The 11,655-nt window shown below is 38.2% G+C and carries 11 protein-coding genes; 7 read left to right on the top strand and 4 right to left on the bottom strand.

Annotated features, from left to right (window positions below; genetic code table 11):
- The first annotated feature begins 66 nt into the window (after positions 1–66).
- The 7 genes from recN (at position 67) to MWU78_RS18820 (ending at position 7,826) form a co-directional block, all read left to right on the top strand.
- Positions 67–1,719, top strand: coding sequence for a DNA repair protein RecN (gene recN, locus MWU78_RS18850; protein ID WP_247000692.1), 1,653 nt, complete (start codon positions 67–69; stop codon positions 1,717–1,719).
- A 214-nt stretch (positions 1,720–1,933) separates the two neighbouring features.
- Positions 1,934–2,746: an SDR family oxidoreductase gene (locus tag MWU78_RS18845; protein WP_247000690.1), complete on the top strand. Its 813-nt coding sequence runs from the start codon at positions 1,934–1,936 to the stop codon at positions 2,744–2,746.
- Positions 2,747–2,905: 159 nt separating this feature from the next.
- Positions 2,906–3,913: a glycosyltransferase gene (locus MWU78_RS18840; RefSeq protein WP_247000689.1), complete on the top strand. Its 1,008-nt coding sequence runs from the start codon at positions 2,906–2,908 to the stop codon at positions 3,911–3,913.
- A 2-nt stretch (positions 3,914–3,915) separates the two neighbouring features.
- On the top strand, positions 3,916–4,872 hold the full coding sequence (locus tag MWU78_RS18835) for a YbbR-like domain-containing protein (protein ID WP_247000687.1): 957 nt from the start codon (positions 3,916–3,918) through the stop codon (positions 4,870–4,872).
- The gene (coaE, locus tag MWU78_RS18830) at positions 4,869–5,456 is read left to right on the top strand and encodes a dephospho-CoA kinase (protein ID WP_247000685.1); all 588 of its coding nucleotides are present in this window, start codon (positions 4,869–4,871) and stop codon (positions 5,454–5,456) included. Before MWU78_RS18835 ends, coaE begins: the two co-directional genes overlap by 4 nt.
- An 80-nt stretch (positions 5,457–5,536) precedes the next feature.
- A complete protein-coding gene (locus MWU78_RS18825; protein WP_247000683.1) occupies positions 5,537–7,111 on the top strand; it encodes a HAMP domain-containing sensor histidine kinase in 1,575 nt (524 codons plus the stop codon).
- A 7-nt stretch (positions 7,112–7,118) separates the two neighbouring features.
- On the top strand, positions 7,119–7,826 hold the full coding sequence (locus tag MWU78_RS18820; RefSeq protein ID WP_247000681.1) for a response regulator transcription factor: 708 nt from the start codon (positions 7,119–7,121) through the stop codon (positions 7,824–7,826).
- A 201-nt stretch (positions 7,827–8,027) separates the two neighbouring features.
- Here MWU78_RS18820 and MWU78_RS18815 read toward each other — a convergent pair whose 3' ends face one another.
- Genes MWU78_RS18815 through MWU78_RS18800 form a run of 4 tightly spaced genes read right to left on the bottom strand, consistent with a single transcriptional unit; the run spans position 8,028 to position 11,643 of the window.
- Positions 8,028–8,534: a gluconokinase gene (locus tag MWU78_RS18815; RefSeq protein WP_247000679.1), complete on the bottom strand. Its 507-nt coding sequence runs from the start codon at positions 8,532–8,534 to the stop codon at positions 8,028–8,030.
- On the bottom strand, positions 8,531–9,445 hold the full coding sequence (gene miaA / locus MWU78_RS18810) for a tRNA (adenosine(37)-N6)-dimethylallyltransferase MiaA (protein ID WP_247000677.1): 915 nt from the start codon (positions 9,443–9,445) through the stop codon (positions 8,531–8,533). The genes MWU78_RS18815 and miaA overlap by 4 nt, the downstream gene beginning before the upstream one ends.
- On the bottom strand, positions 9,445–10,272 hold the full coding sequence (locus MWU78_RS18805; RefSeq protein WP_247000675.1) for an ion transporter: 828 nt from the start codon (positions 10,270–10,272) through the stop codon (positions 9,445–9,447). Before MWU78_RS18805 ends, miaA begins: the two co-directional genes overlap by 1 nt.
- Positions 10,273–10,275: 3 nt before the next feature.
- Positions 10,276–11,643 (bottom strand): exonuclease domain-containing protein, encoded by a 1,368-nt coding sequence (locus tag MWU78_RS18800; RefSeq protein ID WP_247000673.1) that lies wholly within the window; start codon positions 11,641–11,643, stop codon positions 10,276–10,278.
- Positions 11,644–11,655: the final 12 nt, after the last annotated feature.

The raw sequence follows: 11,655 nt of genomic DNA, 5'->3' as shown, positions 1-11,655 counted from the left end.
TTTTTATCCCACATTTTTTTCCAAGGCAATATAAATTATCTTTACGGCAATATTAGAACATAAACATTGCTGACAAATCTCTCCATAAAAAATTACGCTTTAATAGACCATTTGAACGTTAAGTTCACCAATGGTTTTACAGTAATAACCGGTGAAACAGGTGCCGGTAAATCCATTTTATTGGGTGGATTATCACTGGTTCTGGGTAAAAGGGCAGATCTTTCCTCCCTGAGGGAGAAGGATAATAAATGCATTGTGGAGGCAGAATTTGAAATTTCAAAATATGGTCTGGAAGTTTTTTTCGATGAGAATGATCTGGATTATGAAAAAAAGACCATAATAAGAAGGGAGATTTTACCTAGTGGTAAATCTAGGGCCTTTATCAATGATTCTCCCGTAACCTTGGACATCCTTTCCCAATTGGGGGATCAACTGATAGACGTGCATTCGCAGCATCAAACTTTACGCCTTGCAGATAATGATTTTCAACTGAAAGTGATAGATGCCTTGGCCGATAATGGAAAAGGTCTAAAGGAGTATGGGTCCAAGTTGTTGTTATATCAATCTACATTAAGGGAATTACAAAATCTAGAAGATTTTCAGAAAAGCGCTACAAAGGAGCACGAGTATAACAGCTTTTTGTTGCAAGAATTAATTTCGGCACCCTTAAAAGAGGGGATATTGGAAGAATTGGAGGAGCACTATGAGCAGCTGAACAATGTTGAGATTATTTTGGAGCAATTGTCACGTGGGCAACAGTTGTTAAACGAGGAGCAAATAGGGGTAGTGAACCTTCTTGCGGAGTTGAAACAGGTTTCAAATAAACTGGCTGGTTTTGGCCATCAGTATTCCGATATAAATGAGCGCATTAAATCAGTGTTTATTGAGATGGATGATATCTCCAATGAACTCAACCTACTTAACGAAAAGGTAGAGGCCGATCCACAAATGTTGGAGCAGGTAAATACCAAGTTGCAATTGCTATATGACCTTCAAAAGAAACATAAGGTACAGAGTATTACGGAATTGCTGGAGATAAGGAATAAGCTGGATGAAAAGGTAAGTGCTACTGAGAATGTGGGCGTGGATATTGACCGTAAAAGGAAGGAATTGAAGGCTTTAGAGGTTGATTTGAGTACTAAAGCTTCCGGTTTAAGTAAGAAAAGAAAGTCGGTTATTCCCAATTTGAAAAAACAACTGGAAGATACCTTGATCGACCTAGGGATGGCCAGTGCTACCTTTAAAATAGAAATAAATCCTTCCAAGGAATTTAAACCGACAGGCAATGACGATCTAATTTTTTTGTTTTCTGCGAACAAAGGTTCTTCCTATGGTGATCTGAAAAAAGTGGCTTCGGGTGGTGAATTGTCCAGGATTATGTTGACCATCAAGGCTATTTTGGCAAAATATGAACAACTGCCCACAATGATGTTCGATGAAATAGATACTGGTGTTTCTGGAGAGATATCCAATAAGATGGGAGACATTATGCAGGCTATGAGCAATACCATGCAGATATTTTCAATTACCCATTTACCGCAGGTTGCAGCCAAGGGGGTGCATCATTTTAAGGTCTACAAGGAAGAGGAATTAATGGGGACCAATACTAAAATGAAAAAACTTAACGCGGAAGAACGAATTGTGGAGCTGGCAGAAATGCTTGGGGGTAAAACCCTATCCGATTCCGCTTTGGCCCATGCCAGGCAGTTATTGGATTAACCTTTACTTTATTAAACAGGGAATTCTCCAATTCCGTTTAGTGAAATTTACAGGTGTTTTAATGTGCAAGAACATTAATACCTTTGTGGCTATACCCCTTATGGTATGAAGCTTCAATAACAAGGTTTCTATATTTTCTACCAACTTCTTTCTGCGGTCTACCCACTAATTTTTAATATCTTTGACGATCTAAAATTCACAAAGAAACTAGACTATGTCGTTTAATTTATTAAAAGGAAAGAAGGGAATTATTTTTGGAGCACTGGATGCTAATTCAATTGCATGGAAAACTGCAGAAACCATACATGCCGAAGGCGGTACCTTTGTTCTTACCAATGCACCTATAGCAATGCGTATGGGGCAAATTGATGAGCTTGCCAAAAAGACGGGTTCGGAGATTGTTCCAGCTGATGCCACTAGCGAAGAGGACTTGGATAATCTGGTATCAAAATCTATGGAAATTCTTGGTGGGAAAATAGATTTTGTATTGCACGCCATAGGAATGTCTGTCAACGTACGTAAAGGCAGGGCCTATGTGGATGAGAAATATGATTTTACGACGAAAGGCTGGGATGTATCTGCGCTTTCTTTTCACAAAGTAATGCAAAGTCTTTACAAGGCAGATGCTATGAACGAGTGGGGTAGTATTGTAGCTTTGACCTATATGGCAGCACAACGCACCTTTCCGGATTATAATGATATGGCAGACAATAAAGCCTATTTGGAATCGGTGGCCCGTAGTTTTGGATACTTTTTTGGTAAGGAGAAGAAGGTGAGGGTGAATACCATTTCCCAATCCCCAACACCTACCACCGCGGGACAGGGAGTTAAAGGTTTTGATAACTTTATTTCCTATGCAGATAAGATGTCGCCTTTGGGAAATGCAACCGCTCAGGATTGTGCGGATTATACCGTTACCCTGTTTTCGGATTTTACAAGAAAGGTTACCATGCAAAATTTGTTTCATGATGGTGGTTTTTCCAATACCGGGGTAAGCCAGGAGATAATAGACCGGTTTTCGGAATAATGCCTTATTATTCAAAAGCTGCCTTTTAAGGGGTAGTACACTTTAATGTTTGTTTTGGCTAATGGGTTTTCGCAGTTTTAATTTAAATGGAATTATTGCTGCTATGAAGTAAGCAAACCAATACTATTGTTCTACCTCCTTATTTTACAACAAACGATAATGGATTTATTCTTTTCTTTTATAGTACCCGTTTATAACAGACCCAATGAGATTTATGAATTGCTGGAAAGCCTTTCAATTCAGGATTACGATAAATCTTTTGAGGTGGTCATAGTGGAGGACGGTTCTACGGAAAGTTCGGAGCGTATTGTTGAAAAGTTTAAAGATAAATTGTTGATCACTTATTTAAAGAAGAACAACTCCGGGCCAGGGGATTCACGTAATTATGGAATGAACCGTGCCAAAGGTAATTATTTTATTGTGCTGGATTCCGATTGCATTATTCCTTCGCAATATTTATCGGTTGTGGAAAAATCTTTGACCAATAATTATATGGATTGTTATGGGGGACCCGATGCAGCTCACCATACCTTTACCAATGTGCAAAAGGCTATTAATTATGCCATGACTTCCGTGTTTACCACTGGTGGAATAAGGGGTAATAGGGCGGCTATAGGAAAGTTTCAGCCTAGGAGTTTTAATATGGGGATATCAAAAGAGGCTTTTGTGAAAACACAAGGGTATGGGAATATTCATCCTGGCGAAGACCCGGATCTTACTTTTAGGATTTGGGAAGCCGGTTTTGAAACAAAATTGATTGAAGATGCCTATGTCTACCATAAACGTAGGATAGATTGGAACAAATTTTATATACAGGTCAAAAAATTTGGCATGGTAAGGCCTATATTGAATTATTGGCACCCAGGAACAGCAAAAATCACCTATTGGTTTCCTACCTTGTTCTGCTTGGGACTGATTGGGGCAACGGTATTGATGCTATTGGGGATTTTATGGCCAATGGCTGTTTATGCCTTTTACTTTGGTTTGCTTTTTGTACATTCCCTGATGGTCAACAAAAATATTAAGGTCGCTTTTCTATCCTTGATTGCGGTTGTCATCCAATTTGTGGGATATGGTTTTGGATTCTTGAAAAATTCAATTCTTATAGCGATTAGCAATAAGAAACCTGAGGAGTTATTCCCTAAGCTTTTCTTTAAAACATTGTAATATTGATAGATAGAATAAAAAAAGGACTTAATAAAAGAAAGGTTAAGCTGTTTCTGGTCTTTCTATTGTGTTCCAGTCTTGCTTGGTTTGTAAGCAATTTGGGTGAGCAATATACCAACAATGCCACCTTTGATATCTATTACGGTAGCACCCCTGATAGCTTATTGTTAAATAGTGTTTCAAAAAGGAACATCAAGGTTAGGCTTAGGGCAAGTGGTTTTCAGTTTTTAATGTTTGGTTTTAAAAATAAAACAGTTGTTGTAAACTTATCCGAACTTGAAAGGAGAGGGTCCAAGTATTTTGTTTCTCCATCAACATACAGAAGTCAGATAGAGAATCAACTCTCCAAATTTATCACGGTTGTGGATATGGATAGGGATACCTTATTTTTCAATTTTCAAAAACTTTATAGAAAGAAGGTGCCTGTAATACCTATAGTGACCATTGATTTGGATCAAAATTATTTAATGGATAAAACCTATACCTTGCTTCCCGACTCCATTACTGTAATAGGGCCTAAAAAAGAAATAGATACTTTGAGGGGTATATCTACACAAGCTTTGGTCTTGCCGCATACGACCACTGATGTTTCCAAGAGATTAAAACTTGATCTTCCGGGTCAATTGAAGAATACAAAGTACTCTGATCGAAGCGTTACCATATCGGCTAAAATATTTAGATTTTCCGAAAAGGTTTTCCCGGTTCCGGTCGAGGTTGTCAACGTGCCTGAAGGTGTAGAGATTAGGACATTTCCGGAAATGGCCTCTGTTCTTTGTAGAGGGCGATCCAGTGCCATTAAGGAATTGGCGGTTACGGACTTTGTAGTTATTGCCGACTATTCGAGCCTAAAGGATAAAAGCGAAAATATCTTGGAATTGAAATTGGCAAAAAAGCCGGATAGTCTAAATGTGGTGCAGTTAAGGGAGAATAAAGTGGAATTTATACTTAAGAGGCAATGATGATCGTAGGGTTGACTGGAGGAATTGGTAGTGGAAAATCTACGGTAGGGAAAATGTTCCAGAAATTGGGGGTGCCAATATATAATTCTGATATTGAGGCCAAGAAATTAATGTCAAGTTCTAAAGAGATTAAAAAAAACATTGAAGCTTTGTTGGGCAAGCTGAGTTATTTGGATGGTGAGCTTAACAGGGAATATATAGCAAAAGCTGTCTTCAATGATAAAAAATTATTACAGGAATTGAATGCCATTGTGCATCCCGCTGTAAGAAGGCATTTTATAAGTTGGGCAAAACAACAGGATGCACCATATGTAATACAGGAAGCCGCCATTATTTTTGAAAATGGGAACAACGACTTCTACGATAAGATAGTTTTAGTGACTGCCCCGCCCGATATTAGAATACAAAGGGTGGTTGATAGGGATGGAGTTGATGCTCTCAAGGTAAAGGAACGCATAAATCATCAATGGCCCGATAGTCAAAAGGAGAAGCTTTCAGATTTCGTAATTGAAAATATTAGCCTTGAAAATACAGAAAGAGAAGTGGCTGAGATTCACCGTAAACTTCTTAAAATAAGTGCTTAAGAACCAAATTTTAACATTTGTGTTAAGGTTAGGTTAAACGTACAATCCGCTAAATGTTAAATTTATAATTTTGTTAATAAATGAATAAGAGGTTATTTGGTCTTTTGGTAGTCTTAATGAGCCTTTCCCTAATTGGGATCATCTTTGTTCAGAGCTATTGGATAAATAAGTCAGTAGAGGACAAGGAGGAACAGTTTTCAAATACCGTCAACCAAATTTTAAGTAGGGTTGTAGAGAATATTGAAAAACGGGAAGTGCAGGATTATCTTAATGAGTTTTACAAGCTAAAGGATAGTATTGGTAAGCCAAAGGCTACACATCTTAAGAATTTCTTTTTTTTTGATCGCGATATCAATTCCAATGAAATACGGTTTTATACACACGGTATTTTGGAGGAGGATTACAATATGGCATCTACGTTCTTTGATATAGGCTTGGATACAACAACCTTTAGAAATATTACCAGTACTAGAAAAACCGAAATTTATAAAGAAGATTTTGGTCTGGATGGGAGGCAATATTCCTTGACACCGGTCCAAAAGCTCGAGAAAATTGGAGGTCTTTCATCTGTTGATAAAGCTGCATTGGATGATGTTTTTAGGGAACAGGCAAAATCCAGGTCTATCCACAAACGTGTATCCAAACAGGAAATAGAATTGTTCCTTGGCAGGGAACTAAAAAATAGGGGTATAGATATAGACTACGAATATGGAGTCTATAGCAAAGGACTGCCTACAAAAGTTAAATCCAAAAAATTCAAGTTTACAGAAACAACCCTTTATAAGGCACCATTATTTAAGGATAGTGAGGGGAATACCAATTTTTCCTTATTGCTCACTTTTCCTAAAAAGAAAAGGTTCCTAATTCAATCTATTCTTGGAATGGCAATTTTGTCGTTAACATTTACCTTGGTAATTGTAGTGGCATATTCCAGTGCCATTTATCAGTTGATAAGACAAAAGCAGATTTCAGAGATAAAATCGGACTTCATAAATAATATGACGCATGAGTTTAAAACTCCGATTGCAACGATAAATTTAGCCGTGGAAGCTATAAAAAATCCTAAGATTATAGATGACAAGGAGAAGGTGCTGCGCTACTTGCAAATGATCCGGGATGAAAATAAAAGAATGCATGCGCAGGTGGAAAATGTGTTACGAATATCGAAGTTGGAAAAAAATCAGCTGGACATAAGTAAGGATAGGGCAGATGTACACGACATAATAGAGGATGCCATTACTCATGTAGAGTTAATTGTTGCGGATAGAGGAGGATATATAAAGCCCCATCTAAAAGCGGAACGTTCGGAGGTATTGGCCAATGAGATGCATTTTACCAATGTTATAGTGAATATATTGGACAATGCGGTGAAATATTCGCCAGAGGTGCCAAAGATCGATGTCTTTACTGAAGTGGTAGGTAATTATATCATTATTAAAATTCAGGATCAGGGTGCTGGAATGAGCAAAGTGGTGCTTAAAAAGGTTTTTGAAAAGTTCTATAGAGAACACACAGGGGATATACACAATGTTAAGGGGCATGGTTTAGGGCTCGCTTACGTTAAAAAAATAGTTGATGATCACCAAGGTGAGGTTTATGCAGAAAGTGAAAAAGGTAAAGGAAGCACTTTCTATATAAAACTGCCTTTAATTTAAAATAATAATGGAAACAGCAGATAAGAAAATATTACTTGTAGAGGATGATCCCAATTTTGGGATTGTACTTAAAGATTACTTGGCAATGAACGATTTTGACGTTACGTTGGCAAAAAATGGAATGGAAGGATTTGAAAAATTTAAGAAAGACAATTTTGACGTCTGTATCTTGGATGTTATGATGCCTTACAAGGATGGATTTACCCTTGCAAAGGAAATCAGGGAAAAGAACGAAAACGTACCAATCGTTTTTCTTACCGCCAAGACTATGAAAGAAGATGTTCTTAAAGGATATAAGGCCGGCGCGGACGATTATTTGAATAAACCTTTTGATTCTGAAGTCTTACTGATGAAACTTAAGGCTATAATTCAAAGGAAGTCTTCCAGTTCCCTTGCGGATAGTAAGCAATTTGAATTTACCATTGGTGGTTTTCAATTGAATTCCAAGCTACGCTTCCTGAAATATAAGGACGAAGAGGCTATTAAATTGTCCCCTAAGGAAAATGAGCTTCTTAGGCTTTTGGCCTTGCATGAGAACGATTTAATGCCAAGGGAATTAGCTTTGACCAAAATTTGGAGGGATGATAATTATTTTACCTCTAGAAGTATGGACGTATATATTGCAAAATTGCGTAAATACCTTAAAAGAGATGAAAATGTGGAGATCTTAAATATCCACGGGGAAGGGTTTAGATTGGTGATTAAAACCGAATAATCCGGGATAATATAAATATTTTGAAAACACCAAGGGAAACCTTGGTGTTTTTTATTCGTGAGTCCTGCATTTCAAAAGCCGTAGGTTCATGGAAATGCGACAGAAGAACGATCCCAGCCAATAAGGCGGGGTTTTGGCTATACACCCATACCATTGGGTGTACTTATTTAAGTGTGCTTAGGGGCGCCCTAGAGTTAAATTTTATATAGTTCTGGTATATTCCCTTAATATTGTATCTATAATTTCTTCGGGACTGGGTTCAATGGATATTTTTATGGCCTTGGTAGGAGATTCAAAGGTATCCAGTTGGGAACGAAGTAAATCGGCTGGCATAAAGTGGCCCTTCCGTTTTTGTAATCGGTCCAATAACAATTCAAAAGAACCTTCCAAGGAGATCCATATTACCTTGTCTTCAATTTTGCTTTCCAGTAATTTTCTATAGGATTCCTTTAAGGCGGAACAGACAATAACGGCTCCTTTCTTTTTGTTGTCTATAGCCAATTGGTTCAGCGTTAGCAGCCAGTGATATCGGTCCTCGTCGGTCAGGGGATTTTTATTGGCCATTTTTTTTATATTGGATTCCGAGTGATAATCGTCCCCATCATAAAAAGCTAGGTTTAATTTTTCTGCAAGTAACTTCCCGATGGTGGATTTACCGGTTCCGGAAACCCCAATTACAAAAAGAATATTTTTTTTACCGTCCTTCATTTCCTATTTCTTTCATGTTCAACTTTTATTAGAAGTTCTTTCAGGTCGTATTTATAGTCGACCCACAGGATATCCTCTTTTTTCCGCAACCAAGTTAATTGCCTTTTTGCAAACCTTCTGGTGTTTTTCTTTATTTCGGCAATAGCGGTATCCAAATCAAATTCTCCGTCAAAATAACTAAATAACTCCCTATAGCCTACGGTTTGTAATGCATTTAGGTCCTGTTGTTCCTTTAGGGATCTTACCTCTTCCAACAATCCTTGTTCCAACATTATATCTACTCTTTGGTTTATTCGGTCGTAGATTGTCTTCCTTTCTGCGGTTATGCCAATGGTTATTACGTTAAAATTTCTATCCACTTTTTTTTGGTTCAGGAAAGAGCTGTAGGGGAGGCCGGAACCAATACACACTTCCAGAGCTCTAATTAGCCTATGTGGATTGTTTAGGTCCACTTTGTTGTAATATTCCAGGTCCAAAGATTTAAGCTTCTCCTGCAAGCTTAAAATACCTTCATTTATCAAAGTACTGTTTAACTTTTCACGCACTTCCGGCTCTATTGTGGGGAAATTATCCAGGCCGTATTTAATGGCATCAACATATAATCCGCTACCACCTACCATTACAACTATATCGTGTTGTGTGAAGAGTGCTTCCATTTTGGTTATTGCCTCCCGTTCAAAATCCCCAACGGTATATTCGTCCAATATACTTTTGTGTTGAATAAAATGATGTGGGACGGCAGCTAATTCTTCTGGGGATGGTACCGCGGTCCCAATAGACATTTCTTGGTAAAACTGACGTGAATCGGCGGAAATGATCTCGGTATTATAATGTTTGGCGATGGCAATGGCTAAGGATGTTTTCCCGATTGCAGTTGGTCCAACAACGGTAATAAGAATTTTTTCCTTCATTAATCTTCACTTAATCTGTGCCCGCATTCCCTGCAGTAATGGGCGTCTATGCGCATAATCTCCGTGCCACAATCCGGACAGGCCCTACCGGGGTTTTCGTTGGCCTTTTTAGATAATCCTGAAGCATATTCAGCAGAAACGATGCCAGTGGGCACTGCTATTACCCCGTAACCAATAATCATGATTACTGTTGCGAGAAATTGTCCCAGGGGGGTTTCAGGGGAGATATCGCCATATCCAACAGTGGTCAGGGTAACAATGGTCCAATAAACGCTGTGGGGTATACTGGTGAAGCCGTGGGTGGGCCCTTCAACGATATACATCACCGTTCCCAATAAAACGGATATGATAATGATAAAGAAAACAAAAACGAATATTTTAGTCCTGCTGGCATGCAATGCCCTGACCAGATTGTTGGATTCCCCCACAAAGCGCACCAACTTTAATATTCTAAAAACCCTTAAAAGTCTTAAAATACGAAATGCCGTAAGGTATTGCGAACCAATCAGAAATAGGGAAAGGTATTTGGGAATAGTGGATAGTAGATCAACAATACCAAAGAAACTGAAAATATACTTTTTGGGCCGGTTAATGGAAATTATTCTTAAAATGTACTCAATGGAAAAAAGTATTGTGACCGTCCATTCCGAATAGTTTAAAAATCTATGGTGCTTTTCATCGAAGGAAGGGATGCTCTCGAGCATTACGATTACAACACTATAGACGATCACTACAAGTAATATGATGTCGAAAAATTTTCCAGCGGGAGTATGGGTCCCGTAAATTACTTCGTGAATCTTATGTCTCCAACTTTTATTGACTTTCAAAGTTTAGTGTTTTAGTTCTAGAATTTTTAAGACCTTTTTTTTTCTTAGATAGGAAGAAATGATGTGGGTCGTGTTTTCATTTCCTTCCATAGGTGTTATTATGGATTCCAAGATATGAATATTATTTATCTGATGGTTTAAATTAAAATATCCAAGACCTTTAAAAACACCATCTTTAATTTCTATTCCACAACGTTCGCCAATTTCCCTGCCCTTGTCCATGATCAAAATGCTCTTTTTTGAAAAACTGTATTTTTCAATAGCCTGCCGTGCTCTTTCATTATAGGCTTCTGTAGGTTCTTTTTTAATGCAGCCTCCTAGGCAACTGTTGTCCTCGTAATGGGAACAGTGCATTTTTGCCTGCGAGAGCCTATTTATTTTATTACACAACTGAAATTCCTCCCTAATCTTATGTAGAAAATTCTCGGCACCTTGAAGGCTGTTAAAAGTGGCTACCGGTCTTTTTTTTGGGTCAATGGTCTCTGCCGTCAGTGCAATATATCCATTCCCGTCAACGGATTGGTATATTCCATGGGAAAAAAGCCTTCTTTTGTAATAGGAATTGTATTTGGGCTTGTTTCGTAATAATTCTGCATTTTCCTTTAATAGTGCAGCCAATTCATTGCCTGTCTTTTCGTAAGAAACCCGTTTAGTCTCTTTTTGAATTTTTCTGGCCTTTGGACTATTATTGGTAAAATGCTGATTGACCCTTTTTTTTATGTTGCTGCTTTTGCCCAACAAAATAATATCTCCATCCTTATTGTGTAAATAATAGACTCCTGTTTCTGAAGGTAATTCGTCTACCATATCAAGTTGCCTGGGCGACAGTTCGCCTTGGGTCTCACTTCTTAAAACACTTTTAACAATGGTTTTATCCAAGTCTTTTAAAAGTAATAGTTTAAATAGCTGTAAAGTGGCCAATGCATCCCCATTGGCCCTATGGCGGTCACTTACGGGGATCCCCAAGGAACGAACCAATTTGCCAAGACTATAGGATTCGGCATCCGGTAGTAATTGCTTGGAGAGTTCAACGGTACAGAGGGTCTTGCGTTCAAAATTAAATCCCAACCGCCTGAATTCAGTACGCAATATGCGGTAGTCGAACTGCGCGTTATGGGCTACAATTACGGCATCTTCCGTAATTTCGACTATGCGCTTGGCTACTTCATAAAATTTCGGAGCTGTACGTAGCATATTATTGTTAATGCCCGTAAGATTGACTACAAATGGCTGAATGTCTTTTTCCGGGTTTACCAAGCTAATAAATTGATCCACCACTTTATGCCCGTCAAACCTGTGGATAGCAATTTCGGTAATCCCCTCTTCATTGTATTTACCTCCTGTGGTTTCAATATCTAATATGACGTACATGTATTATTTCTA

The organism is Arenibacter sp. F26102 (assembly GCF_023015865.1).
GTDB lineage: Bacteria > Bacteroidota > Bacteroidia > Flavobacteriales > Flavobacteriaceae > Arenibacter.
This window is presented reverse-complemented; position numbering and strand designations above follow the sequence as displayed.

Bases quoted from the DNA above. Each gene is read 5' to 3' on its own strand.
- MWU78_RS18845 (WP_247000690.1), top strand. From the start codon at position 1,934: ATGTCGTTTAATTTATTAAAAGGAAAGAAGGGAATTATTTTTGGAGCA.
- MWU78_RS18840 (WP_247000689.1), top strand. From the start codon at position 2,906: ATGGATTTATTCTTTTCTTTTATAGTACCCGTTTATAACAGACCCAAT.
- coaE (WP_247000685.1), top strand. From the start codon at position 4,869: ATGATGATCGTAGGGTTGACTGGAGGAATTGGTAGTGGAAAATCTACG.
- MWU78_RS18825 (WP_247000683.1), top strand. From the start codon at position 5,537: ATGAATAAGAGGTTATTTGGTCTTTTGGTAGTCTTAATGAGCCTTTCC.
- MWU78_RS18820 (WP_247000681.1), top strand. From the start codon at position 7,119: ATGGAAACAGCAGATAAGAAAATATTACTTGTAGAGGATGATCCCAAT.
- MWU78_RS18815 (WP_247000679.1), bottom strand. From the start codon at position 8,534: ATGAAGGACGGTAAAAAAAATATTCTTTTTGTAATTGGGGTTTCCGGA.
- miaA (WP_247000677.1), bottom strand. From the start codon at position 9,445: ATGAAGGAAAAAATTCTTATTACCGTTGTTGGACCAACTGCAATCGGG.
- MWU78_RS18800 (WP_247000673.1), bottom strand. From the start codon at position 11,643: ATGTACGTCATATTAGATATTGAAACCACAGGAGGTAAATACAATGAA.